The sequence below is a fragment of the Catellatospora bangladeshensis genome, from assembly GCF_016862575.1.
In the GTDB taxonomy this organism is placed as follows: Bacteria; Actinomycetota; Actinomycetes; order Mycobacteriales; family Micromonosporaceae; genus Catellatospora; species Catellatospora bangladeshensis.
The window spans coordinates 65,512-89,214 of the sequence record NZ_BONF01000025.1 but is presented as its reverse complement, the minus strand read 5'-3'; the positions used below and the strand labels follow the sequence as shown (position 1 = coordinate 89,214).

22 protein-coding genes are annotated in these 23,703 nt (G+C 72.0%); 9 read left to right on the top strand and 13 right to left on the bottom strand.

Translation table 11 applies throughout. From position 1 onward, the window contains the following. Positions 1–74: 74 nt before the first annotated feature. From Cba03nite_RS20910 to Cba03nite_RS20900, 3 genes are all read left to right on the top strand, one after another. Positions 75–1,625: a DHA2 family efflux MFS transporter permease subunit gene (locus Cba03nite_RS20910; protein WP_203748761.1), complete on the top strand. Its 1,551-nt coding sequence runs from the start codon at positions 75–77 to the stop codon at positions 1,623–1,625. An 84-nt stretch (positions 1,626–1,709) separates the two neighbouring features. After that, complete coding sequence (locus Cba03nite_RS20905; protein WP_203748760.1) at positions 1,710–2,432, top strand: VOC family protein; 723 nt, start codon at positions 1,710–1,712, stop codon at positions 2,430–2,432. 67 nt (positions 2,433–2,499) lie between these two features. Then, the gene (locus tag Cba03nite_RS20900) at positions 2,500–3,057 is read left to right on the top strand and encodes a dihydrofolate reductase family protein (protein WP_203748757.1); all 558 of its coding nucleotides are present in this window, start codon (positions 2,500–2,502) and stop codon (positions 3,055–3,057) included. A gap of 12 nt (positions 3,058–3,069) precedes the next feature. Here Cba03nite_RS20900 and Cba03nite_RS20895 read toward each other — a convergent pair whose 3' ends face one another. The 7 genes from Cba03nite_RS20895 to Cba03nite_RS20865 form a co-directional block, all read right to left on the bottom strand. Then, positions 3,070–3,543, bottom strand: a complete 474-nt coding sequence (locus tag Cba03nite_RS20895; RefSeq protein WP_203748755.1) for an NUDIX domain-containing protein — start codon at positions 3,541–3,543, stop codon at positions 3,070–3,072. Continuing rightward, positions 3,543–4,265 (bottom strand): XRE family transcriptional regulator, encoded by a 723-nt coding sequence (locus Cba03nite_RS20890; RefSeq protein WP_373315763.1) that lies wholly within the window; start codon positions 4,263–4,265, stop codon positions 3,543–3,545. The genes Cba03nite_RS20895 and Cba03nite_RS20890 overlap by 1 nt, the downstream gene beginning before the upstream one ends. A 490-nt stretch (positions 4,266–4,755) precedes the next feature. Beyond that, a complete protein-coding gene (efeB, locus tag Cba03nite_RS20885; protein WP_203748751.1) occupies positions 4,756–6,012 on the bottom strand; it encodes an iron uptake transporter deferrochelatase/peroxidase subunit in 1,257 nt (418 codons plus the stop codon). A 72-nt stretch (positions 6,013–6,084) separates the two neighbouring features. Further along, positions 6,085–7,212: an iron uptake system protein EfeO gene (efeO, locus tag Cba03nite_RS20880; RefSeq protein ID WP_203748748.1), complete on the bottom strand. Its 1,128-nt coding sequence runs from the start codon at positions 7,210–7,212 to the stop codon at positions 6,085–6,087. Positions 7,213–7,238: 26 nt separating this feature from the next. Further along, the gene (gene efeU, locus Cba03nite_RS20875; protein ID WP_203748745.1) at positions 7,239–8,108 is read right to left on the bottom strand and encodes an iron uptake transporter permease EfeU; all 870 of its coding nucleotides are present in this window, start codon (positions 8,106–8,108) and stop codon (positions 7,239–7,241) included. 132 nt (positions 8,109–8,240) lie between these two features. Further along, a complete protein-coding gene (locus Cba03nite_RS20870) occupies positions 8,241–8,645 on the bottom strand; it encodes a BlaI/MecI/CopY family transcriptional regulator (protein ID WP_203748742.1) in 405 nt (134 codons plus the stop codon). A 57-nt stretch (positions 8,646–8,702) separates the two neighbouring features. Next, positions 8,703–9,605, bottom strand: coding sequence for a M56 family metallopeptidase (locus Cba03nite_RS20865; protein ID WP_203748739.1), 903 nt, complete (start codon positions 9,603–9,605; stop codon positions 8,703–8,705). A 206-nt stretch (positions 9,606–9,811) separates the two neighbouring features. Here Cba03nite_RS20865 and Cba03nite_RS20860 point away from each other — a divergent pair, with 206 nt between their 5' ends. The 3 genes from Cba03nite_RS20860 to Cba03nite_RS20850 all read left to right on the top strand — a co-directional run bounded on the left by Cba03nite_RS20860 (position 9,812) and on the right by Cba03nite_RS20850 (position 11,781). Further along, on the top strand, positions 9,812–10,534 hold the full coding sequence (locus Cba03nite_RS20860; RefSeq protein ID WP_203748736.1) for a transporter substrate-binding domain-containing protein: 723 nt from the start codon (positions 9,812–9,814) through the stop codon (positions 10,532–10,534). Then, complete coding sequence (locus tag Cba03nite_RS20855) at positions 10,531–10,881, top strand: cupin domain-containing protein (protein WP_203748733.1); 351 nt, start codon at positions 10,531–10,533, stop codon at positions 10,879–10,881. The genes Cba03nite_RS20860 and Cba03nite_RS20855 overlap by 4 nt, the downstream gene beginning before the upstream one ends. Before the next feature lie 126 nt (positions 10,882–11,007). Beyond that, a complete protein-coding gene (locus tag Cba03nite_RS20850) occupies positions 11,008–11,781 on the top strand; it encodes a methyltransferase domain-containing protein (RefSeq protein WP_239125918.1) in 774 nt (257 codons plus the stop codon). Positions 11,782–11,815: 34 nt separating this feature from the next. Here the strand turns inward: Cba03nite_RS20850 and Cba03nite_RS20845 are convergent, their stop codons facing one another. Then, on the bottom strand, positions 11,816–13,096 hold the full coding sequence (locus Cba03nite_RS20845) for a WD40 repeat domain-containing protein (RefSeq protein WP_203748731.1): 1,281 nt from the start codon (positions 13,094–13,096) through the stop codon (positions 11,816–11,818). Positions 13,097–13,407: 311 nt separating this feature from the next. On the opposite strand from Cba03nite_RS20845, the gene Cba03nite_RS20840 reads away from it, so the two are divergent. After that, positions 13,408–15,852 (top strand): PQQ-dependent sugar dehydrogenase, encoded by a 2,445-nt coding sequence (locus Cba03nite_RS20840; RefSeq protein WP_203748729.1) that lies wholly within the window; start codon positions 13,408–13,410, stop codon positions 15,850–15,852. On the opposite strand, the gene Cba03nite_RS20835 is transcribed toward Cba03nite_RS20840, so the two are convergent. Beyond that, the gene (locus Cba03nite_RS20835) at positions 15,824–16,951 is read right to left on the bottom strand and encodes a DUF3626 domain-containing protein (RefSeq protein ID WP_203748727.1); all 1,128 of its coding nucleotides are present in this window, start codon (positions 16,949–16,951) and stop codon (positions 15,824–15,826) included. The two genes, Cba03nite_RS20840 and Cba03nite_RS20835, sit on opposite strands and share 29 nt — an antisense overlap. Before the next feature lie 274 nt (positions 16,952–17,225). Here Cba03nite_RS20835 and Cba03nite_RS20830 point away from each other — a divergent pair, with 274 nt between their 5' ends. Beyond that, positions 17,226–18,179 carry a trypsin-like serine peptidase gene (locus Cba03nite_RS20830; protein WP_308442758.1) on the top strand — a complete coding sequence of 318 codons (954 nt, stop codon included), beginning with the start codon at positions 17,226–17,228 and terminating at the stop codon, positions 18,177–18,179. 111 nt (positions 18,180–18,290) lie between these two features. Here Cba03nite_RS20830 and Cba03nite_RS20825 read toward each other — a convergent pair whose 3' ends face one another. The 4 genes from Cba03nite_RS20825 to Cba03nite_RS20810 form a co-directional block, all read right to left on the bottom strand. Then, positions 18,291–19,193, bottom strand: a complete 903-nt coding sequence (locus tag Cba03nite_RS20825) for a YobF C-terminal domain-containing protein (RefSeq protein ID WP_239125917.1) — start codon at positions 19,191–19,193, stop codon at positions 18,291–18,293. Between the two features lie 32 nt (positions 19,194–19,225). Beyond that, complete coding sequence (locus Cba03nite_RS20820; protein ID WP_203748723.1) at positions 19,226–20,017, bottom strand: MerR family transcriptional regulator; 792 nt, start codon at positions 20,015–20,017, stop codon at positions 19,226–19,228. A gap of 33 nt (positions 20,018–20,050) precedes the next feature. Continuing rightward, positions 20,051–20,671, bottom strand: a complete 621-nt coding sequence (locus tag Cba03nite_RS20815) for a DUF998 domain-containing protein (RefSeq protein WP_203748721.1) — start codon at positions 20,669–20,671, stop codon at positions 20,051–20,053. Between the two features lie 64 nt (positions 20,672–20,735). Beyond that, positions 20,736–22,988, bottom strand: a complete 2,253-nt coding sequence (locus Cba03nite_RS20810) for a tetratricopeptide repeat protein (RefSeq protein ID WP_203748719.1) — start codon at positions 22,986–22,988, stop codon at positions 20,736–20,738. A gap of 229 nt (positions 22,989–23,217) precedes the next feature. On the opposite strand from Cba03nite_RS20810, the gene Cba03nite_RS20805 reads away from it, so the two are divergent. After that, the gene (locus Cba03nite_RS20805) at positions 23,218–23,595 is read left to right on the top strand and encodes an SH3 domain-containing protein (protein ID WP_203748716.1); all 378 of its coding nucleotides are present in this window, start codon (positions 23,218–23,220) and stop codon (positions 23,593–23,595) included. Positions 23,596–23,703 lie beyond the last annotated feature (108 nt).

Below are 23,703 nucleotides of genomic sequence, written 5' to 3'. Positions count from 1 at the left end.
AACGCGGCGATGCCAGAAGGAGACCGATTCCTTCGCCATCGCCCGAAACGTTCGATCAGCAGGAGGACCCCCGGATGACCACCACCAGCAGCCCGCCGGCCGCGGCCCAACCCGCGGCCCCACCACCCGCCACCGAGAAGCTGGACAGCGCTGTCCTCAAGGTCGCGGCCGTGGTGGTGCTGGGCGCCATCATGTCGATCCTCGACGTCACCGTGGTGAGCGTCGGCCTGCCCAAGTTCCAGCAGGAGTTCGGCGCGACCCCCGCGACCGTCGCCTGGACCATGACGGCTTACACCCTGGCCCTGGCCGCGGTCATCCCGATCACCGGCTGGGCCGCCGACCGCTTCGGCACCAAGCGCCTCTACCTGACCTCGATCGTGCTGTTCGTGGCCGGTTCGGTGCTGTGCAGCTTCGCCTGGGACATCGGCCCGCTGATCGCCTTCCGGGCGCTGCAGGGCCTCGGCGGCGGCATGCTCATGCCGCTCGGCATGACGATCATGACCCGGGCCGCCGGCCCGGAGCGCATCGGCCGCGTCATGGCCGTGCTCGGCGTGCCGATGCTGCTCGGCCCGATCGGCGGCCCCATCCTGGGCGGCTGGCTCATCGAGGCCGCCAGCTGGCAGTGGATCTTCCTGATCAACCTGCCCATCGGCCTGATCGCGCTGTTCGCCGCCTGGCGGGTGCTGGCCAAGGACGAGCCGAAGCCGTCGGAGTCGTTCGACTTCCTCGGCATGCTGCTGCTGTCGCCGGGTCTGGCACTGTTCCTCTACGGCGTCTCCTCGATCCCCGAGGCGGGCACCGTCGCCGCGACGAAGGTGCTGCTCCCCGGCCTGGTCGGGCTGGCGCTGGTGATCGCGTTCGTGCTGCACGCGCTGCGCAAGCAGCACGCGCTCATCGACCTGAGCCTGTTCGGCAACCGCAACCTCACCATCTCGGTCATCACGATGACCCTGTTCTCGGTGGCGTTCATGGGCTCGATGCTGCTGCTGCCCAGCTACTTCATCCAGGTGCGCGGCGAGGGCACCCTCGACGCCGGCCTGCTGCTGGCCCCCAACGGCCTGGGCGCGATGCTGACCATGCCCATCGGCGGCAAGCTGACCGACAAGATGGGCCCCGGCAAGCTCGTGCTCACCGGCATCGCCCTGATCACCGCCGCCCTGGCGGTCTACACCCAGGTCGCCGCCGGCACGTCGTACACGCTGCTGCTGGGCAGTCTGTTCGTGCTGGGCATGGGCATGGGCCTGACCATGATGCCGATCATGTCCGCGGCGATGAGCAGCCTCACCGACGGCCAGGTCGCGCGCGGCTCGACGATGATGAACATCGTCCAGCAGACCGCCGGCTCGATCGGCACCGCGGTCATGTCCGTGGTGCTCACCAACAAGGTGCTCGCCGACCAGGCGGCCGCCGCGTACCTCGGCGTCGCGCAGGGCATGGTCCCCGCCGACCAGGTGCCCGCGCCGGTGCTGGAGGCCGGCCGGGAAGGGCTGGCCGGTGCGTTCGGCAACACCTACCTGGTGGCGATGATCCTGGTCGCGCTGTGCATCGTCCCCGCGCTGTTCCTGCCGCGCAAGAAGATCGTCAACACGAGCCAGTCGGCGGAGCCCGCGTACGCGATGCACTGAGACCGGCACGGGCCGCCCGCACCAGGCGGGATGCGGGCGGCCCGGCGGTCAATTCAAGATCATAAAAGCGCTAGCATCGGCGGTATGGCGACGCGGCTGGTGCAGATCAACATGAAGGCTCTCGACGACTCCGCGCTGGGCGGCTTCTGGGCTGAGGCGCTCGGCTGGGAGCTCTCCAGCGAAGGCCCCGGCGTGACCAACCTCGAACCCGCGGGCTTCGCCTACCCCCACCCCACCGCCGTCTGCATCGACCTCGTCAAGTACCCGGATCCCAAGACGGTGAAGAACCGGGTGCACCTCGACCTCGCCGCGAAGTCGCCGGCCCACCAGGCGGAGCTGGTCGCGCGTCTGAAGGAGCTGGGTGCGACGCTCGCCGACGTCGGCCAGGGCGACGTGCCGTGGACGGTCATGGCCGACCCGGAGGGCAACGAGTTCTGCGTGCTGGACTCGCTCTACGAGCAGACCGGGCCGATCGCCTCGGTGATCGTCGACTGCGCCGATCCCGCGGCGATGGCCCGCTTCTGGGGTCAGGCCACGGACTGGACCGTGCACAAGGTGACCGAGCAGAGCGCGGTGCTGCGCTCCGCTCAGGGCGTAGGCCCGTACCTGCAGTTCCTCCGCACACCGGACGTGAAGACCGGGTGGAACCGCGTCCATCTCGACGTCCGGCCGTATCCGGGTGACGACCCCGCGGCTGAGGCGGCCAGGCTGCGGAGCCTCGGCGCCACCGCCGTCGACCTCGACGTCCCGTGGACGGTCATGGCCGACCCGGAAGGCAACGAGTTCTGCCTCCTCTCCCCGAAGTGATCCGCGGGCCGGCCCGGCGCGGCGGGGAAGCCTCCACGCTGCCGAGTGGTCGCTAGACTGGCCGGTCATGGGACTGCTCATCTTCAGCCTCAACGTCACCCTGGACGGTTGCGTCGACCACCAGGAGGGGGTCGTCGACGACGAGACGCACGCCTTGTACACCCGTCTCCTGGACGAGAGCGGGGCGATGCTGTGGGGCCGGGTCACCTACGAGATGATGGAGAGCTACTGGCCGGCCGTCGCCCGCGGCGACCAGGAGGCGCCGCCGGCCCTCCGCGAGTGGGCGGTCAAATTGGACGCCAAACCCAAGTACGTGGTGTCGTCGACGCGCACGGACTATACGTGGACCAACAGCCACCACATCGGCGGTGATCTGCGCGAGAGCGTGCAGAAGCTCAAGGACGCGACCCCGGCCGGAGTCCTGCTCGGAAGCGGCAGCCTCGCGACCGAGCTCGACCGGCTGGACCTGATCGACGAGTACAGGCTGCTCGTCCATCCCATGATCGCCGGCCACGGCCCGACGCTGTACCAGGGCGGGCTGCCCGCCACGCGCAAGCTCGAGCTGCTCTCGGCGGAGCCGCTCAGCAACGGCGCGGTGGCCATGCACTACCGCCGCGCCGGCTGAAGCACCGAGGAGTCAGCCGAGGTAGGGAGTACGGCGCCCTTCGGCGTGGTGACGTAACCGGAGCCGGACGGTTTCATGGATCGGCAGCCGGTCGAATTCGGCCGGATCGAGAAAGCGGACCTCAGTCGACTCGTGACTGACAGCGATCGTGCCGCCGACGACCCGGCCGTGATAGGTGATGTTGAACTCCTGGCGAACCTCGCCGTCTGCATAGGCGATCACATGCTGCGGGTCGGTGTAGATGCCGAGCAGGCCGGTGATCTCGATATCGAGGCCGGTCTCCTCCTTGACCTCCCGGATCACACACTGCTGCAAGGTCTCTCCGATCTCCATGACGCCGCCGGGTAACGACCAGTTGCCCGAGTCGGCCCGCCGCTGCATCAGCACCCGGCCGCGCTCGTCGACCACCAACGCGGAGCCGCCTGGTGCGATCGAGTTCGCGGCGGGTGCGTTCGGGTCCCGGTAGTAGTCGTGCCGGCCGCCCATCAGACTGCCTCGGCCGGGTAGGGAGTAGCGGTCTGCCAGATCTGCTCGAACTGGTCGGCGAAGGACGCAAAGATCCCGTGTGGCGACAGCCGCCGCAGGTGCAGCGCCGTGTGCTGGTATCCGCGTGCCCGGAACAGGTGCGGCGTGACGATCATCTGATCGTCGAATCGGAACACCGAGTTGTACAGGTGCACCGTGTGCAGCCCGATCTGGCAGCCGGGCACCTCGTGCAGCGGGTCCAGGAAGTTCAGGGCGTTGCGGATCCGGCCGGGCAGCGTGCCGCCCATCTGTTCGAGGCCGTCGCGCTCGATCACGTGGGCGCATTCAGGGTCGGCGAACGCCATGCGCACCCTCGCCCCAGAGGCGCATTTGTCCGCGATACGGGCCATCGCGTCGGGCAGCAACTCCAGGATGAACGGGTAGGCATACCCGAGCAGGTCGATGCGCTCGCTCGCGCCCGTCAGCAGCGACGTCCACAGCGGCTGGGGAATGTCCGCGCGGTGCGCATAGGCCCCGACGACCTCGGCCAGTGCGTTCGTGCCCGGCGCCTGATCCGGGCGCGCATGAGGCCACAGGTCGGCTTCGGTCTCACCGAGCACGACCGCGACGGCGAGGCGAGTGCGCTGGTGCGGGATGCGCCCTGCCAGCCACCGGTTGACGGTCTTGACGTCCACGCCGACGGCGACGGCCAGGGCGGCGGAGTCGAGTTGAGCGCGCAGCATTGCCGAGCGCAGACGGTGGCTCATGTAGTTCACCGTAGTGGACACACGCGGGACGTTTCGACACCAGGAAAGTGTCCTCGGCAGTGTCTGCCGGGACGTTCCCGCGTCCCCGCCCAGCTCATAGGTTCTGTCATCAGAGCCCCGCCGGTTCGAGATCGCACCCTTGCACCGGCGGGTGCCGGGAAGGGCGCAGGCGTATCTCCCATGGTCATGCGGTCACCCGCAGCCGGCGCCCTTCCCCCAACGCCACCGAGCTGCGGGAGGCCCCGATGACGATGCACCTGTCCGGATTCTTCCTCGAGGCGTGCCAGGACATACCCACGGCCGAGTCAGGTGTGCTGTACAGCAGGTTCCTCGGCTGGCGGTCGGTCCCGACCGAGATGATCGACGTTAGCTGCGAGTAGATCTCGCGGCACATGTCTGGCTGGGGGCTCTGCACTTACCGGGTCCAGCTCGGCAAGCCGGACCCATCCTCGCTGAAAGCCGTCACTCAGCTGAACAGCGCGCGCCCCCAGTGGTCGCCGTCGCCGGTCACGCCGGCCGGGCAGGCCCACAGGCCGCTCGACACGTGCCGGATGTACTCGTTGAGCACGTCGGCGCGGGCCAGGCTGCGCTGCACCGGCACGAACTGCTTACGCGGGTCACGCTGGTACGCCATGAAGAACAACCCCGCGTCCAGCCGTCCGAGCCCATCGGTGCCGTCCACGAAGTTGTATCCGCGTCGCAGCAGGTGCGCCCCGTTGTTGAAATCCGGGTGGGCGAGCCGGATGTGCGCCTCCTTGGCGATCATCGGCTGCCCGTCGGCGCCCTTGGCGTCGAAGTCGGGCTCGTCGAATTCCTTGGCCTTGCCAAGCGGCGCGCCCTCGCCCTTGTCCCGGCCGAAGATCGCCTCCTGCTCGGTCAGCGACGTCCGGTCCCACGTCTCGACCGTCATCCGGATCCGCCGGGTGACCAGGTAGCTGCCGCCCGCCATCCAGGCCGCGCCGTCCTCGGCACGCGCCCACAGCTGCTCACGCAGCAGCTCGGCGTCCTCCAGCTTCATGTTGCGGGTGCCGTCCTTGAAGCCCATCAGGTTGCGCGGGGTGGTCTGCGTACGCGAGGTGCTCGACGTGCGCCCGAAGCCCAGCTGCGAGTAGCGGATGCTGACCACGCCGAACCCGATGCGCGCGAGGTTGCGGATCGCGTGCACGGCCACCTGCGGATCGTTGGCGCAGGCCTGTACGCACAGGTCGCCGTCGCTGATCTCGGGGCGCAGCGCGTCGCCGGGGAAGTGGGGGAGCGCCTCCAGCGCGGCGGGCAGCCGGTCGGCGATGCCGAACCGGTCGACGCCCGCGGCGTCGCGGAACAGGCTGCGGCCGAAGCCGATGGTGAGGGTGAGCCCGGAGGGCGGCAGTCCGAGCGCCTCGCCGGTGTCGTCCGGCGGCGCCTCGGGCTGGCCGCCGACGGCGCCGAGCGTGCCCGCGTCGCGGCCCTGGGTCATCCGGGCGGCGGCCGCGGTCCACTCGCGCAGCATCTCGACGAGCTTCGCGCGGTCCTTGGTGATCACGTCGAAGGCGGCGAAGTGCAGCCGGTCCTGTGCGGGCGTGACGATGCCGGCCTGGTGCTCGCCGAAGAAGGGGACCGCGCCGTCGAACGCCGGGGCGGCGGCGGGCTCGGGGTCGGCGGTCGCCGCGCTCACGGCGGCGGTGGCGGCCACGCCCACCAGGCCGATGCCGGTGGCGGTCAGCGCTGCTCGTCGCGAAACCATCTGTCTCACACTCCGGGGATCGGTGCCGGTGCGGTGGGCTGTCCGCGTGGACGGCCCACCGCACCGAGGGGACTACTTCGCGACGACCGCGGCGACCTTGCTGATGGGCTCGGCGAGCGCGTTGATGACGTCGCTCAGCTCCTTCAGCTCGGCCTGGGTCAGCTGGTTGTGCAGCTTCCAGCCGTCACCGGCGCGGTGCTTGCCGAGCGCGGTGTCGACGGCGGCGAACGCCGCGTCCAGCGCGGTGACCAGCTCCGGCGCGCGCTCCTCCAGGGTCGGGCGCAGCGCCTGCACGGCGGCCTTGGAGCCCTCGACGTTGGCGGCGAAGTCCCACAGGTCGGTGTGCGAGTAGCGGTCCTCCTCGCCGGTGATCTTGCCGCTGGCGACCTCGTCCAGCAGCTCCTTGGCGCCGTTGGCCAGCTGCAGCGGGGACAGCTGCTCCGCGTTCGCCTTGGCCACGATCTCCTTCACGTCGACCAGCAGCTGGTCGGCGATCGGGCCGGACTTGCTGATGTCCTTCTTCTCCCAGAGGTCCTGCTCGAGGCGGTGGAAGCCGGTGAAGGGCATGCCCTCCTCGATCACCTCGGCGCGGCCGTCGATCTTCGGGTCCAGGTCGCCGAAGATCTCGGCGACCGGCTCGATCCGCTCCCAGTAGGTGCGGGCCACCGGGAACAGCGCCTTGGCCTTCTCCGCGTCGCCGGCCTTGACGGCGGCCACGAACTCCTCGGTCTTGGGCAGCAGCGCGGCGGTCTGGCTGCGCACGTAGCGCTGGTAGTTCGCGGTGGCCTCGGCCAGCTTCGCGTCGGCGGTCAGCGGCGCGGCCGAGCCGGTCACCTTGAACCCGTTGCGGATGCCCTTGCCGATCATGCCCGGCTTGCAGGCGGTCTCGTACGTGCCGGCGGTCAGCTCGACCTTCAGCTCGCGGGTCAGCCCGGGGGCGATGTTCTCGACCTCGCCCATCACCCGGTCCCCGGCGGCGTACACGTAGAACTCGGTGACCTTCGCGCCGCCGTTGCTGACGGTGAAGGTGACCGTGCCCGCGGCGGTCTCGGCGCGGCCGACCTCGCAGGTCGCGTCGGTGGCCTTGACCGCGATCGGGCCGGTGGCGTCGCCGGGCGCGGCCGGCTCCGGGTCGCTGGTGCAGGCCGACAGGCTCAGGCCGAGTACGGCGGCCGCCGTGAGTGCCGGGAGCTTGCGCATGGGGGTGACTCCTGTGTTGAAGGGTTTCAGCGGTCGCTGCCGGTGGGGACCGGCGCGGGAGCGGGGGCCGGGGCGGGCGCGGCGGCGCGCGCCCGGTGCGGCAGCAGGAACAGCACGAGCACCGGGATCGCGTACGCGAGCCACGCGACGGTCTCCAGGACCGTCGGGGCGGGCGTGAAGTTGAGCGTCCCGCGCAGCAGCTCGGCGTACCAGGTGGTGGGCGGCAGCGTGCCGGAGATGTCGAAGGCGAGGTTGTTCAGGCCCGGCAGCACGCCCGCTTCGAGCAGGTCGTGCACGCCGTACTTGAAGATGCCCGCGGCGACCAGCACCAGCAGCACGCCGGTCCAGGTGAAGAAGCGGGTGAGGTTGATCCGCAGCGCGCTGCGGTACATCAGGAAGCCGAGCACGACCGAGGTCGCGATGCCGCCCAGGATCGCGGTCACCGACCAGGTCGAGGTGGCGCCCTGCACGGTCGCGAAGAAGATGAGCGCGGTCTCCAGGCCCTCGCGCGCGACGGCGAGGAAGGCGGTGACGACGACGGCCAGCGGGCCGAGCGCGATGGCGGCGTCGAGCCGGGCGCGCAGGTCGCCGGAGATGGACCGGGCGGCCCGCCGCATCCAGAAGATCATCCACGTGACGAAGGCCACGGCCAGGATCGAGGTGACCGCCTCGAACAGCTCCTGGCGCTCGAACTCCAGGTGTGCGCTCGTGTACTGCAGCACCGCGGCGAAGCCGACCGACAGCGCCGCAGCGACGCCGACCCCGGTCCAGACGTAGCGGAGCCGGTCCCGGCGGTCGGTCTTGACCAGGAACGCCACCAGGATGGTGACGACCAGCGTCGCCTCCAGGCCCTCACGCAGCCCGATGAGGTACGTCGGCAGGAACACGTTGGACATGGCGGCACCTCGGCTTGCGGGCAGCATCGATCGGCCCGCCCCAGCCGGTGCCAGGTGAGCCTTTCCTAAATTAGGATTGCCTAAGCATCCTGACTTCTACAGTGAGTAGAAGTCAAGCCGGGGGTGTACGGGCTACTCGTCCCCGTCGCGCAGCAGCTCGCGCAGGAAACGCTCGTCGTCGGCGTCGAGGCTGCCCACGAAGCGCCGCAGCACCGAGCCGTGATCGGACTCGGCGGTCAGCAGCCGGGTCATCCGATCGGCGACCAGCCCGGCGGCGTCGCGCAGGGCGGCGTAGCGGTACGCCCGCCCGTCGCGCTCGCGGATCACCGCGCCCTTGGCATGCAGCCGGGTGAGGATCGTGACGACCGTGCTGTACGCCAGGTCGCTCTGCGGGGCCAGCCGCTCGCGCACCTCGCCGGGGGTCAGCGCCGTCTCGGCCGCGGTCAGCACCGTGACGATCTGCGACTCCAGCTCGCCGGAGCGGCGGCGGCCGGGATCGGGCGCGTCCGCGCTGGCGTCTGGTCGGCGAGTGCTCATCGGTTCCGACTCTATCGTCCCGTTCTCCGCTACCCGGCGTCCCCGCCGGGGCGAAGATCAGCCGGGCAGGCTGGCCGAGGCGAGCAGCTCGAAGAAGTCGACGACCGCCTCCACGGTCCAGACCAGCGACGAGGCGGCCAGCGCGGCGGGCAGGACATACCAGGGCCACCCCGCCTGCCGGGGCGGGCGCAGCAGGCTGGCGACCCGCCGCGGGACCACACCCGGCCGCGCCGCCGCGTGCAGGCCCAGCCCCGCTGCCGGCGCACCGGCCAGGGACGCCGTGCCGATGGCGTGCGCGACCGTGCGGCGGCTGCCGACCGCCCGCGCCGCCTGCTCGTCGGCGGCCCGCTCGACCAGGTAACCGACGTGCCGGGCGACCCACCACAGCGCCGGATGCGATGCCGCGGCCACGTCGGCGACGGCGACGAGCCGGTGGTGCCCGGCCTCCAGGTGCGCCCGCTCGTGTGCGATCACGGCGTCGAACTGCGGCTCGGACAGCTGCTCGCGCATCCCGGTGGTCACCACCACCCGGCCGGGCCGGCCCGGCACCGCGAACGCCTGCGGCCGGGCGTCGGGCAGCACCAGCACGGTCGCCGTGCCGTCGCTGTACCGGCGGGCCTCGGCGAGCGTCCGGCGGTGGCGCCGCGCCCGCACCGCGACGGCGCCGGCCGCCCCGGCCAGCAGCGCCACGCTGAGCCAGGGCACCCAGGCGACCTGCGCGGTGTCGTCGTGCACGGTGCGCGCGGACCAGCCGAAAGCCTCCGCCGCGGCCGGGGTCTCGGCGACCGCCACCAGCGTGAACACCAGCAGATTGATCATGCTGCCGACCGCCGTGGCCGCCGCCGACCAGGCCACGACCCGGGCCGCGCGCCCCGGCGCGAGCCGGTCGGCCAGCACTCGCACCGCGACGGCGACCAGCGCGGGAGCGACGAGCACGGACCACACGAAATGATCGAACATGCACACCTCCCGCTGCTGCCGCTGTCGCGTCGAGTCTCCCACGCGCCGCCGCCCCTGTCGTCCGGGGTGCGCCCGCCCCGGGACAGCCGCGCTGGTCCGCCCCCGACCAGACGGCGGCCGGGGTGGCAGGGCCGAACGGCCACGCTGCGGCTGCGTGCGAGGTTAGCCTTTGCCCAGGTCTAGGCGCTGATCAGGGGAGTCGAGGGTTGGCCGGTAGGGCACCGCTGCGCGTGGGGTCGGCCTTTCCCGACCCGCCGTTCGAGGTGCCGGGCTCGCCCCCGGCGGGCCTCGACCTCGACCTCGTGCACGCCCTCGCGGCGGGGCTCGGGCGGCCGGTCGAGCTGCACCGGTACGAAGGCGCCGACTTCGAGGGAATCTTCGCGCTGCTCGGCCGGAGCATCGACCTGGTCGCTTCCGGGGCGACGGTCACCGAGCACCGCCGCACCCTGGCCCGCTGGTGTACGCCGTACCTGCGCTCCGGCCAGAGCCTGGCGGTCGACGCCACCGCCGCCCCCGGTGTGCGCGGCACCGGCGACCTGACCGGCCTGATCCTGGGCGTGCAGGACGGCAACACCTCCCAGCCCGTGGCCGAGGGTCTGCACACCGCGGGGCGGATCGCCGGGGTGAAGGTCTACGCCTACGGCGAGATAGGCACCGCCCTCGACGACCTCGAACAGGGCGCCATCGGCGGCTTCATGAAGCTCGAACCAGTGCTGCGCCGGCTCGTCGCCGACCGGCCGAAGCTGCGCATCGCGCAGACCGGCATCACCACCGAGCTGATCGCGATGGCGGTCGCCCTCGACGACGCCGCGCTGGCCGGACAGCTCGACGCCGCCCAGGAGGCGATCCGCCGCTCCGGCGAGCTGGCCCGCATCGGCGGTCGCTGGCTGGCGGGCAGCGACCCCGCGGCGACGGCGGTGCTGATATGATCCGCCTGGTCCGCCTCTACACCGGCGGGGACGGGCAGTCGCACATCGAGCAGTCCGCCATGCGGCTCGACCAGCACGGAATCGACCTGGCCACCGGCTGGCTGCCCGCCGGACCGGTGCGCTTCCAGCAGAGCCCGCCGGGCGCGCGGCTGGAGTGGCACGACGCACCCCACCGGCAGTACGTGCTCACCCTGACCGGCGCCCTGGAGTTCACCACCCGGGACGGCGAGACGTGCCGGCTAGGGCCGGGCGACGTGCTGCTGGCCGAGGACACCGCGGGCGGCGGGCACCGCTGGCGGCTGCTCGGCGACCAGCCCTGGACCAGGGTGTACGTTCAGCTGCCGTAGCCGGGCGCCACGGCCAGGACCCCTCCACCCACCCCGTCTTCAGCGGGAGCCCCACCGGCAGACCACTACCACGTTTCTGCACAACTGCTTCACCGAACCGAGCGGAACCTCGTGTTGGGTGGACGAATGACTCAGCACGCCGAGGCGATGGCAGCGCCGGACCCGATCACCTATCTGGATGCCGCCGCCGGCACCGCGGTAGGCCAGGACTACAAGCAGCGGTTCCTCGGCGCTCTCGACCTGTCGCCGGGGCACGCGGTGGTGGACATCGGATGCGGACCTGGCACCGACCTCGGCCGGTTGGCCGATGCCGTCGGCGAGACCGGTTCGGTGATCGGCATCGATCGTGAACCGCGGATGCTGGCGGAAGCCGGTAGGCGGCTCGCGGACCGCCCCAACGTCGAGTTGCGCAGAGGCGACGTGCACGACCTTCCGCTCGCCGACTCCTGCGTCGACCGGGCACGGACGGATCGCGTCCTGCAGCACGTGGACGACCCTGGGGCGGCGATCGCGCAGGCCCGTCGGGTGCTTCGGCCCGGCGGCCTGTTCGGCATGGCCGAGCCGGACTGGGACTCTCTCGTGGTGGCTGACGAAGACGTGACGACGAGCCGACGATTCTCGCGTTTCGTCGCCGGGCGGGTGCGAAACGCGACAGTCGGCCGCGATCTGGTGCGGCTGTCCACCGTGGCCGGTTTCGAGATCAACTCGGTGGAGGCCGTTTCGGTGGTCTTCCGAGACTTCGAGACGGCCGACCAGATCCTGGGGCTACGTCGTAACTCGGCGCGGGCCGTCGCGGCTGCCGTGTTCACCGAAGCGGAGGCCGGAGGATGGCTTCACCGCCTCCGAACGGATCCGTTCCTCGCCGGATTCACCTTCTACCTGGTCACCGCCCGGGCGTGAGACTGCTCCAGCGCCCTGCCACGCGAGGCAGCACCTAGCCCGCGGGGAACAGCGCGTCGAGGAAGACGGCGGTGACATCCTCCTCGCCCATGGTGACCAGGACGCGGCCGTCGGGGGAGAGGTTGCCGCAGGTCATCCCCGGCTCGGTCCACAGCACCCGGCCGTCGCCGCCGAACAGCACCGCACCGGCGTCGTCCTCGGCGTACACCAGCGGCCCGTGCACGCCCCACACGCAGCGGGTGGCCACCGCCGCCAGCGGCGAATCGGCCACCAGGTCAGCCGGGGCTTCGAGCGGCACGACCTTCCGCGAGCCCGTGACCGCGTTCCCGTGCAGCGTGAGCACGACGGCCGCAGGCCGCACGCCGGGGGAGCGGCCGACGTCGCGAGCGCCGCCCGCCACGGCGAGCCCGGCGTCGCCGGGTGCGAAGGCGAGCGCGTTGACGGTGGCCAGGCCGGTGTCGTGGCGCATCAGGATCGCGCCGGAGGCGGTGTCGCGTACCACGATCTCGCCGGACGTGCCCGCGTGGGCCAGCCGGGTGCCGTCGTGATCGAGGGCCACCGGCCCGCACGGGTCGGCCGCGATGAGGCCGACCAGCTCGCCGCTCGCGGTGTCGACCACGTGGACGCCGCGCGCCGCACACCCGGCGGCGATCCGGCGCCCGTCACCGCTGAACCCGATGCGCACAGCCGAGTAAGCCATGTCGTAGCGGCCCTCGGTATCGCTGCTCTCGGCCAGCTCGACCTGCCAGCGCGGCTTGCCGTCGGGTGTGGACCAGGCGTGCACGCGGCCCTCGACGGAGCACACCGCGACGGTCTCGTCCGGGCTGAGCTGCGCGTCGAGTGCCTCGTCGTGGAAGTGGGCGCCGTCGAGCAGCTTCACCGGGTCCGCCTGCGGGCCGGTCGCCCAGACGACGACGTCACCGCCGTTGTGGTGCCACTCCGCCGCCGCGCACAGCAGCAGCCAGCTCGCGTCCGAGGGGCAGGCGAGCGCGGTCGCGCCCTCGGAGAAGCAGGCGAAGTCGGTCTCCTCGTCGTCCTCGGGCGCGGGCGGGCGCCCGTTCTGGACGTCGTAGACGTCGCCGAGGGCGCGCCACGCCGACGCCGCATGCCACGGCCGGTGCACACCTCGGGCCTTCTCCTCCCACCAGGCGTCGGGCATCGGCCGCAGCCTCGCGGGCCAGTCGGCCAGCCGGTTGAGCGCGGTGGGCAGCGCCTCGCGGGCAACGCCGGGCAGCAGGCCGCAGACCGCCTGCCAGGCGTCGGGCGAGGGCGCGCCGCCCAGGATCGCCTCCAGCGTGGTGTCCTCGGCGTCCATGGGGTCTCCCGGTTCTGCGTCGCGAAGTCGGCAACCCGGGGATTGCCTTCGCAACTCAGGGGTTGCCCCGCCCGGTGGGTACGGGCCGGCGGTGCGGCATGGACCGTACCACCGGGGCGGGACACACCGGACCGCTCGGCGAGGCATCTGTGCCATTCCGGGCCGCTCGCCTTGACCATCGGGAATGCGCTTTCATATCGTTCAGGTTCGATCAGTTAAGTTAACTAACACTCGCGATCGGACTCGCGCCGCCGCCACCCGAGCCCCCGGAACGGCATCGCGCGGCACCGATCGCCAGGAACGGAGCACTCGTGAACTCCCCTCCGATCAGGCGCCTCGCCGTTCTCGCCACGGCGCTGACCCTCGCCGCCGGGCTCCAGCTCGTGGTGGCCGCCCCGGCCGCCGCCGACACCGTCGGGCCGATCACCGGTGTCGCGTCCGGCAAGTGCATCGACATCCCGTCCGCGAGCACCGTCAACGGCACCCAGGTGCAGATCTACACCTGCAACGGCTCCGCCGCGCAGACCTGGACCGTCGGCACCGACGGCACCATCCGGGCGCTGGGCGGCAAATGCCTGGACGTCGCGGGCGGCGTCAACGCCAACGGCACCAAGGTGCAGATCTGGGACTGCTCGGCGACCAACCCCAACCAGCAGTGGACGTACAGCAGCTCGGCCCGCACCCTGGTCAACCCGGTCACCGGCAGGTGCATCGACGTGGTGAGCGGCAGCACCGCCGACGCCGCCAAGCTGCACATCTGGTCCTGCATCGCCGGGCTGGCCAGCCAGCAGTGGAACCTGACCACCGGCCCGCCGCCCGCGTTCACCGACTACCAGGCGGAGGCCGCGACGATCTCGCAGGGCCTGGTCGAGTCCAACCACGCCGGCTACACCGGCACCGGATTCGTCAACTACGACAACGTGACCGGCTCGTACGTGCAGTTCACGGTCTCGGTGCCCGCGGCCGGCAACTACCAGCTGGCGCTGCGTTACGCCAACGGCACCACCGTCGACCGGCCCATGGACGTCACCGTCAACGGCACCCCCGCCGCGCCCGGCCTCACCTTCCCCGGCACCGGCGCATGGCCCACCTGGGCCGAGAAGACGGTCACGGCGAGCCTGGCCGCGGGCACCAACACGGTCCGCGCGACCGCGACCACGGTCAACGGCGGGCCCAACCTGGACCGGCTGCGGGTCAGCGCGCCGTCGGACAGCCAGCCGCCGACCGCCCCGAGCAGCCTGCGCGTGGTGGGCGTGGTCCGGCCGAACGGCGTCGACCTGGCCTGGAACGCCGCCACCGACAACGTCGGGGTGTCGCGCTACGTCGTCTACAACGGCGGCAACGTCGTCGCCGAGGTCGGCGGCAACATCCTGGCCGCGACGCTGAACAACCTGCAGCCCAACACGTCGTACGTGTTCAGCGTGCTGGCCTACGACGCGGCGGGCAACCCGTCGCAGGGCAGCAACAACCTGCCGGTGACCACCCCGCCGAGCACCGACACCCAGCCGCCCACCACGCCAGCGAACCTGCGCAGCACCGGCGTCACCGCGAGCACGGTGTCGCTGGCCTGGAACGCCGCCACCGACAACGTCGGCGTGCGCGGCTACCGGGTGTCGCGCAACGGCGTCCAGATCGCCGACGTGCCCGACCTGACCGCGACCGACACCGGCCTGACGCCCGCCACCGCGTACCAGTACACGGTGCTGGCCTATGACGCCAACGGCAACACGTCCCCGGCTGGCGCGGTGCTCACGGTCACCACGTCGACGCAGGCGGGTGGCGGCGACCCGGTCTTCGACCGCAACGTCAACACGGCTCTGGACCTGCCGTGGGGCATCGCGTTCCTGCCCGACGGCAGCGCGCTGGTCGCCGAACGGGACCGCTTCGAGATCGTGCGGGTCACCCTGGCCGGGCAGAAGACCGTCGTCGGCACCATCTCCGAGGCGGTCACCACCACCGGCGAGGGCGGGCTGCTCGGCCTGGCCGTCGGCCCGAACTTCGCCACCGACCACTGGGTGTACGCGTTCCACACCGCGGCCTCGGACAACCGCCTGGTGCGGTTCAAGTTCGAGAACGGGGCCATCGGGCCGCGCGAGGCGCTGGTCACCGGCATCGCCAAGAACCGGTTCCACAACGGCGGCCGGGTCAAGTTCGGCCCGGACGGATACATCTACCTCACCACGGGTGACGCGCAGGACAGCAGCCGGGCGCAGAACCTCAGCTCGCTCAACGGCAAGATCCTGCGGGTCACCACGACCGGAGCAGCCGCGCCGGGCAACCCGTTCGGCACCCGCGTCTACAGCCTGGGCCACCGCAACCCGCAGGGCCTGGCCTGGGACTCGCAGGGGCGGCTGTGGTCGTCGGAGTTCGGCGACAACACCTGGGACGAGCTGAACCTGATCACGCCGGGGTCCAACTACGGCTGGCCCACGTGCGAGGGCACGTGCAGCAACCCGAGCTTCGTCAACCCGGTGCGGCAGTGGAGCACCTCGTCGGCCTCACCGAGCGGGATCGAGATCGTCAACGACTGGATCTACATGGCCGCCGTACGCGGCACCCGGCTGTGGGTCATGCGGATCACCGGGAGCACCACCGACACCCCGCGGGCCTTCTTCAACGGCTCCTGGGGCCGGTTGCGGACCGTGGTGAAGACTCCCGACGGCGGGCTCTGGCTCACCTCGACCAACAACGACATGAACGGCGGCACGCCGACGGTGCTCGACAACGTCATCGTGCGCCTGCGCTTCGCGTCCTGAGTGCGGCGGGCCCGTGGACCGCCACGGGCCCGCCCCACGGGCGCCCGGCGTGGTTGAGCGTGTGCCAGAGCTGCTTGACGTACTGGAGCAGCTCGTCGGGAGTGCCGTGGGCGGCCCACGCCGCCGGGTCGCGCAGCATGTCGGCGGCGGCCCGTCCGACCAGCGCGGCGTCGAAGGAGTCGCGGGCGTACCGCGCGCAGACCTCGGCGGCGAGCGGCGGTATCGCCGGGCCGCGGAAGTCCGGGCCCACCTCCGCCGGGGTCAGCTCGAACCCGGCATGCCACTCCAGTGCCAGCCCGCAGCGCCCGGCGAGATCCGCCAACAGGTCGCCGCTGCGGGTGCCGCGGAAGCTCGGGTCGAGCACCAGCGCCTCCGCGTCGGCGGCCAGCACGACCCGGCCGTGCACCTGCACCTCCAGGTAGTCGTCCAGGGCCCGGCCGTGCTCGGCCGTGGCCGCCGCGTCGGCGAGGCTCCGCAGCACGGCCAGAGGGTCGGCGCCGTGGCGGCCGAGCGTCACCCCGGTCTGCCGGGCCTGCGCGACGTATCCGGCCAGTACCGCCTCGAACGCGTCGAAGGTGCCCGCGTCGGCCGGACCCAGATGGCTGTCGCCGACGGTGACCGTGCAGCGGGCGTTGACGTGCGGCCGTAGCCGAACGTGGCAGGACCCGAAGCGCGGGCAGGCGCCGTCCGGGTGGCGCAGCAGGTTGAGCCCGCCGTAGCGGGGGCGCTCGCCCGGCAGGCCGCCCGGGGCGTGGTACGCGCCGCCGAACAGCTGCCGCTCCCACCGGTCCCGGTCGCCGTCGAGGAAGGCGGTGCGGCTGCCGTTGGTCACGCCGGTCTCGAACTGGCTGCGGTACACGCCGTCGGCGGCCAGCGACTCGGCGACCGTACGCCCGTCGGCCAGCAGCCGGTCCGGGTGGAAGTTCAGGGTCACCCGGCCGTGCGCCGCCACGAGTTCGAGCAGCGCGGCGACGTCCGGCACGTCCCCGAGCCGGGCCAGCGCCGTCTCACGTGCCTTCATGCCCCGCTCGCGCACGTGTGCCAGCGCCGCCCGCTGCGCGGTGGTCAGCGCAGCCTGATGATCCGTTCCACCCGTCATGCCCGCGACCTCACCACATCCGGCGCGGGCCGGGCAACGGGATTGAACCGGCACACAGGATGGAACGAGTTGTCACTCATAGCCGTAAAAGGTCCCCTAGCTGGTGTTTTAGATTCATTCATCAGTTCAATGTGGATTTACATGCGCTAACCGGTTCCAATCACTCCACATTGGTCGATAGCGTCCGCATGCCCTTGAAAGGCACACGAGAGACAAGGAGCACCTCGTGAAACGAACCCTGCACTGGCAGGTGGTGGCCGGTGTGACGCTCGCGATGGTCGTGAGCGCCGCAGCGGCCGCGAACGCGGCACCGTCCACCGGTGACCGCTCCGGCAACACCAGCACCGTCGCGCGCACCAGCGACGGCCGCGCGGTGACCAGCGAGGCCGTCGCCAAGGACGTCGCGGCCTACTGGACCCCGGAGCGCATGGCCGCGGCCGTCGACCTCGACTTCCCGAAGGGGAAGGACGCCACGGCGACGGCGGGCAAGGACAACCGGCCGGACGGCCCGGCGGGCAGCATCGCGCCCGTCGCGCCCTCGGTCGCCGGCGGCAGCGGCTTCGGCACGCTGCTCAACGAGTCGCAGACCGTCGGCAAGGTGTACTTCACCGTCCCCGGCGGCGGGTCCGCCAGCTGCTCGGCCGCCACCGTGGCCAGCGGCAAGCGCCGGCTGGTCGTGACAGCCGGCCACTGCGTGCACCAGGGAGCCGGCGGCCAGTGGTACACCAACTGGCAGTTCGTCCCGCGCTACCGCAACGGGGTACGGCCGTTCGGCACCTGGACGGCGTACACGCTGTCCGCGCGCACCGCGTGGATCAACAGCAGCAGCTACAGCGAGGACATGGCGATCGCCGTCATGAACACCAACGGTGCCGGCCAGCGCATCGTGGACGTCGTCGGCGGCAACGGCCTGCGGTGGAACTACGGCTACAGCGTCAACGTCACCGCACTGGGCTACCCGGGCAACCTCGGCGGCGGCGAGAGCCAGCAGTACTGCCAGAGCGGCACCTGGTACGCCCACGACCAGGTCATCCGGATGTGGTGCAACATGACCTACGGCTCCAGCGGCGGACCCTGGCTGCAGGAGTACAACGACCAGACCGGTCTGGGCTACATCAACAGCACGGTCAGCCACGGCGACAACCCGGGCAACGGCCAGTTCGACGGCCCGTACTACGACAACGACATCAAGAGCCTGTTCGACTACGCCGAGAGCATCTCGCCGTAGCCCCGGACGGGTTTGCAAAGCCCAGGGACTTGAAGGCCACCTCCCGCTGAGGTGAGGCCGGGCGTCGGACAGGTGGATCCGGCGCCCGGCCGCTTCCGTGTGCGGGGTGCGTCAGCCCAGGGCGGCGCGCAGCCGGTCGTAGGTAGGGGCGAGCTCGCGCAGCGCGGCCGCCGCGGCCGGGAGGTTCCCGGTCACCATCGGGTGCTGCAACGAGCCGACCAGCCGCGCCTGCCCCGCCGCGATCTCCGCCGCCTCGCCGTAGCCGGCGAGCAGCAGGCAGTCGGCGGTGTCGCTGAGCCGCCGGGCCCCGACCCGGATCGCGAAGTAGATCAGGTGCTCGCGCAGGCCGTCACCGGCGCCCGCCTCGATCAGCTGCGCGGTCCGCTCCGCGGCCTCGCCGTTGCCCAGGCTGCCCGGCGGCATCTCCAGCGCCGGGGACATGGACAGCCACCGGATCGCCGCCGGGGTCACCGACCGGATCGCGTCGGCGTCCTTCACCTCGGCGACCTTCGTGAAACCGGTGCGCATCGTGTACGCGCTGCCGTAGCTGACCGTCTCCGCGCGCCACGCCGTCATGAAGTCCCCGACCGGCACCTCGGCGTACGGATACCCGTGCGGGTCGTGGATCAGCACCCGCTCGTCGTTCACGTCCAGCACCACCACGAAGTGGTCCGCGCCGATCGGGCCGGTCATCTCGGGCTGGTGGTGCAGGTGCCCCATCTCCACCGGCCCGACCCAGACGGGGCCCTGCTCGGCGGCGGCCCGCAGCCGGGCCAGCGCCTCGGCCGCCTCGCCGCCCTTGCAGACCGTGGAGGTCCAGCCGAGCGCGCCGAGCGCGTCGTCGAAACCCTGCTCAGGGTCCCAGCCGTAGGCGTCGAAGAACACCAGCGTGCCCCCGACGAGCTGCATGCCGAACGGGCCGCCGGTGGCGACCTCCAGCACGGCCGTCGACGGGGCCTGCTCGCCGAGCAGCATCGCGAACGAGTTGGAGTAGCAGTAGGGGCCGCTGCCCACGTACGGAAGGTGGCGCACAGGAAACCTCTCGGTCAGGCGGCGACCGGGTACGCGACGTCGAACCGCGCCCCGGTGCCGGGATAGCTCTCGTACGGATGCCCGGTGCAGGCCAGGCCGTGTGCCTCGGTCCAGGCCTCCACCGCGTCGTAGACCCGCAGGATCTCGGGCAGGTCCTCGTATCCGGCCGGCACCGGCAGGTAGGCCGCGGTGTGCGCGGGCACGAGGCGGATGTACAGGTCGCCGGCCGGTTCGGCGCTGCCCTCGAACGTCACCGCGACCTCGACCGGGGACTCGCTGTCCGGCGTCACCAGGTCCTGGAAGAACACCAGCAGCGTGCCGTCGCCGGGCAGCCCCGAGGCCCGCAGGTGCGCGCGGATGTCGCGCTGGGCGGTGGCGACCAGGTCCGCCAGGCCGCCGGAGGCGATCCGGCGGGTGCGGCAGAGCACCTTGGCCACCGGCACCTCGCGCAGCGCGACCGCGGCGAGCAGCGAGCCGTCGACCGGTGACTGCATGGCCTCGACCACCGCCGCCCGCTCGTCGAGCAGCTCCCGCTGGCCGTGCAGCCAGCCGCGCAGCTCGACCGCGCGGGCCTGCGGCGTCAGATCGGCGAGGTGCCCGATCCTGGCCAGCGGCAGCCCGAGGCGGCGCAGCCGCGCCAGCAGCCGGGCACGCGGCAGCTGGTCGGCGGTGTACTGCCGGTATCCGGTCCCCGGGTCGATCCGGGCCGGTGGGAGCAGGCCCAGCTCGGCGTAGAGGCGCAGCGCCTTCGGCGACAGCCGCGCGGCCGCCCCGAACTCACCCGCCAGCAGGAACTTCTTCTCCACGCGGTCAGTCTGCGGCGTGCCCTTGGGGCGAGGTCAAGCCCGCTCGGCGGCCGGGCGGCGCAGCAGCTGCAGCCCGGTCACCGCGATCCAGAGCACCACCGGCACCAGCGCGACCCGCTCCAGCACGCTGGTGAACAGGCCGCGCCCGATCGCGAGCAGCCCGAACACCAGCAGCACGGCCAGGGGCAGCGTCACTGCGGCGAACATCCGCGCGGTGCGGCGCAGCACCGGTTGCAGCGAGATCAGTGCCACGGCGGTCATCGCGACCACCGCCAGCCCCACGCCGAGCACGCTCGCCCCGGCATGCACCAGGTCGGCGGGGGTGGACGGCTCGTACGGCGGCAGCGGGCAACCCGGCGTGCACGACACCGCCGCCGAGGCGGTGCCGAAGACGCCCGCCGTCGCCAGGATCGCGAAGACGAACGGCACCAGCCGCCGCAGCGCCGTGCCGAGCAGGGCCAGCGAGGCGGCCAGGGCGACGATCCCGGCGCGGTAGATCCCGTCGCGCGGGCTGGTGGCCACGCCGCCCTCGCTGATGTAGCCGCGGGTCCAGGGCTCGGGGAGCACGCCGAGCGCATACATCACCGCGCCGGTCCCCGCCGCGGCGCACACCACGGCGAGCCCGGCCGCGACCCGGGACCTGTCCGAGAACATGAGCCAACCTAACCTTCGGCCACGGCCGGCCGCCCGTACCCGTGCCCGCGTGGTGACGCCCGCCTCACTCCCCGGCGGCGCCTGCCGCGTCGCCCGGCTGCGGCGCGGCGAGTTTGCGGGCGACGTCGTTCGCCATCGGGTGCCCGGCGTCGGTGAGGAGCTTGTAGGCGTGCTCCCACCGTTCGCGGGCGGTGGCGTGATCGCCGAGCGCCTGGTATGCATCGCCCGCATGATGGGCCGTCTGCGCCTCAAGAACGGGGTCGCCGAGTTGCCGGGCCAGGTCACCGGCGGTGTCGAACTGTTCGACGGCGGCGGGGTAGGCGCCGAGCGCGTGGTGCGCCTTGCCGAGGTTGTCGCGGCTGACGGCCTCGTTGGCGACGTCGCCGGCCTCGTGCTGGAGGTCGGCGGCACGCTGGAAGAGGCGGATCGCGGCGGGGGCGTCCCCGCGAAAGGCGTGGTAGAGGCCGACACCGTTGGCGGCACGGCCGGTCCAGGCGAGGTCGGACAGGCCGGCCCAGAGTTCGAGCGAACGTTCGGCGTGGGCCAGCGCGGTCGTGATGTCGTCCTGGAGGAAGCACACGTACGACAGGACGAACTCGGTCTCGGCCTCGCCGCGGCGGTCGCCTGCGGCCCGGCACAGCCGCATGGAGTCGTGCATGTGGGCGTACGCCTCGGCGAACCGGTCGAGCCGTCCGGCGACCGCGCCGAGGAACCGGTGGGCGTGCGCGGCCGCCGCGTCGTCCATCGAGGCGGTGGCCGCCCGCAGCGCCACCGCCCAGGCAGCGCCCTCGTCGTGCCAGCGGTGCTCCTCGTAAAGGAAGGTGTCCAAGGCCCAGCCGAGCTGCCAGGCGTGCCGGTCGAGGCCGTCGTCGCGGGCCTGGCGCAGGGTCGCCAGCAGCACCGCCCTCTCGGCTTTCAGCCAGGTCAGCGCTGTCTGATAGTCAGGGCGGCGGCTGTCCGGCGGCGGTGGCACGGGCAGCGGGATCGGCGGGCGTATGGGGTTCAGGACGCGGTCGGCTTCGTGCGCCGTGCTCGTGTAGTGGTCGAGCAGGCGGGTCAGCGCGGCGCGGCGCTCGGCGTCGGTGTCGGTGGCCTGGGCCTGCTCGCGCGCGTAGTCGCGCAGCAGATCGTGCAGGAGGTAGCGGTGGGGGCGGTGTTCGACGAGCAGGCCCGCCTGGACCAGCTCGTCGAGTGACGCGCCGGCGTCGTGGACGTCGGCGAGCGCGGCGGCCGCATCGGCGGCGATGTCGGCTCCGGCGGGGAGGCCGAGCAGGCGGAACAGCCGCGCGGCGGGCGGGCTCACCGCCGCGTATGACCAGGAGAACACCGTGCGCAGGTCGTGGTGACTGCGCGAACCGGCCTGGCGCAGCTCGGCGGCGGCCGTCGCCAGCGGGAACCCGGTCTGGCGTACCCGTGCGGCGATCAGGGCCAGCGCCATGGGCAGGCGCCCGCAGGCGGCGACGGCGTCCGCCGCCGCGCTGTCGTCGGCAGATCCGGCAAGGCGGGACCGGACCAGCTCGACCGCTTCGGCCTCCGTCGGCAGGCCGACCACGACGGGCGTGGCGGCGTAGTCGGCGACGAGGGCGGTCAGCGGGTTGCGGCTGGTCACCACGGTGCGCACGCCGGATCCGCCAGCCAGCAGCGGGCGTACCTGGTCCGCGTCGCGGGCGTTGTCGAGGACCACCAGCAGGCGCCGGTCGGCGGCCAGGCTCCGGAAGCGGGCCGCCTGTGCGGCCGGGTCCGGCGGGATCTCCCGGGCGGGCACGCCCAGCGCGTCGAGGAAGCCACGGATCACGTCCGCTGGGTCGAGAGCGCCGTCACGGGCATACCCCCGCAGGTCTGCGTAGAGGCGGCCGTCGGGGAACGCCGCGGCCCGGCCGTACGCCCAGTGCAGGACCAGCGCGGTCTTCCCGACGCCGGGCGGCCCGGTCACCACGGCAGGTGACGCCGCGGTGTCCAGGGCGGCCAGCAGCGATGTCCGGCCGACGAAACCGCCGCTCACCGCCGGCAGCAGGTTCGGCGGGGCCGGGCGGAGCCGGGACTGTTGCGCCAACCCCTGGTGCACGCCGACGAGTACGTCGTGGCGGCGGCGCCAGTCGGCGAGCTCGGCCTCGGTCGCGCCGCAGGCGAGCAGGAACGGGCGCACCAGTGCCGCGAAGTCCGGCGGCCGTTTGATCTCCCCGTTGAGGATCGCGTAGAGCTGAGTCCGGCTGATGCGCACATCCCGGGCGATGCTCGGCAGATCCCTTCCCGACGCCTGCCAGTGGACGCGCAGGTCCGTACAGAACTGCGCGACCGGATTCAAACGATCGTCCACATAGGTCACTTTACCCCGCTCTTCGCAGCACATCGGACCGCGCACGCCTGACTCCGGCCGCGCCGCAGCTCTCGGCGTCCGGTGACGTCCGGTTTCCGGTCCGCCCCACAGGGTTTCCGCCAGCACATCTGCTGGCATCGATCCGGGATCCGTCGGCATCCGCCCTCCGGCGACGCCCAGCCCGGTTGACTCAGGCCAGGGGAAACCAATCCATGTTTCAGGAGGTCCCATGAGCAAGTTCCTGCAAAGGATCGGAGTCGGATCCGCGGCCGTCCTGCTGGCCATCGCCGGTGGTCTGGTCGTAGCCGCCTCGCCCGCGTCCGCGGCCGTGACGTGCGGGCCGCCCGCACCGGACAAGGACGGAACGTCGGCCCAGGTAATCAACTCGGTCAGCGGGTATGTCGGGCCCGCGATGCGGACCGGGCCGGGTCACAACTGCTCCATCCTCGTCCGGCCGCCGTGGGGCGCCTGGCTCCCCATGAACTGCTACCGGTACGGCGACTCGGTCAACGGCGTCACCACCTGGACGGCTGTCCACTACAACGGATACTTCGGCTGGGTCTCCGACTATCACCTCTCCGGGTACGGATCCATGCAGGCCTGCTGACCGTACCCGCACCGAAGCGGCGGGGCCCGGAGCCCTCGCCCGCCGCTCGCGCCGGCCCGGTCACCCAGGTGGTGACCGGGCCGGCGGGTTCTCACGCCCGGGAAGCCG

Bases quoted from the DNA above. Each gene is read 5' to 3' on its own strand.
- Cba03nite_RS20910 (WP_203748761.1), top strand. From the start codon at position 75: ATGACCACCACCAGCAGCCCGCCGGCCGCGGCCCAACCCGCGGCCCCA.
- Cba03nite_RS20905 (WP_203748760.1), top strand. From the start codon at position 1,710: ATGGCGACGCGGCTGGTGCAGATCAACATGAAGGCTCTCGACGACTCC.
- Cba03nite_RS20900 (WP_203748757.1), top strand. From the start codon at position 2,500: ATGGGACTGCTCATCTTCAGCCTCAACGTCACCCTGGACGGTTGCGTC.
- Cba03nite_RS20895 (WP_203748755.1), bottom strand. From the start codon at position 3,543: ATGGGCGGCCGGCACGACTACTACCGGGACCCGAACGCACCCGCCGCG.
- Cba03nite_RS20890 (WP_373315763.1), bottom strand. From the start codon at position 4,265: ATGCTGCGCGCTCAACTCGACTCCGCCGCCCTGGCCGTCGCCGTCGGC.
- efeB (WP_203748751.1), bottom strand. From the start codon at position 6,012: ATGGTTTCGCGACGAGCAGCGCTGACCGCCACCGGCATCGGCCTGGTG.
- efeO (WP_203748748.1), bottom strand. From the start codon at position 7,212: ATGCGCAAGCTCCCGGCACTCACGGCGGCCGCCGTACTCGGCCTGAGC.
- efeU (WP_203748745.1), bottom strand. From the start codon at position 8,108: ATGTCCAACGTGTTCCTGCCGACGTACCTCATCGGGCTGCGTGAGGGC.
- Cba03nite_RS20870 (WP_203748742.1), bottom strand. From the start codon at position 8,645: ATGAGCACTCGCCGACCAGACGCCAGCGCGGACGCGCCCGATCCCGGC.
- Cba03nite_RS20865 (WP_203748739.1), bottom strand. From the start codon at position 9,605: ATGTTCGATCATTTCGTGTGGTCCGTGCTCGTCGCTCCCGCGCTGGTC.
- Cba03nite_RS20855 (WP_203748733.1), top strand. From the start codon at position 10,531: ATGATCCGCCTGGTCCGCCTCTACACCGGCGGGGACGGGCAGTCGCAC.
- Cba03nite_RS20850 (WP_239125918.1), top strand. From the start codon at position 11,008: ATGACTCAGCACGCCGAGGCGATGGCAGCGCCGGACCCGATCACCTAT.
- Cba03nite_RS20845 (WP_203748731.1), bottom strand. From the start codon at position 13,096: ATGGACGCCGAGGACACCACGCTGGAGGCGATCCTGGGCGGCGCGCCC.
- Cba03nite_RS20835 (WP_203748727.1), bottom strand. From the start codon at position 16,951: ATGACGGGTGGAACGGATCATCAGGCTGCGCTGACCACCGCGCAGCGG.
- Cba03nite_RS20830 (WP_308442758.1), top strand. From the start codon at position 17,226: ATGGTCGTGAGCGCCGCAGCGGCCGCGAACGCGGCACCGTCCACCGGT.
- Cba03nite_RS20815 (WP_203748721.1), bottom strand. From the start codon at position 20,671: ATGTTCTCGGACAGGTCCCGGGTCGCGGCCGGGCTCGCCGTGGTGTGC.
- Cba03nite_RS20805 (WP_203748716.1), top strand. From the start codon at position 23,218: ATGAGCAAGTTCCTGCAAAGGATCGGAGTCGGATCCGCGGCCGTCCTG.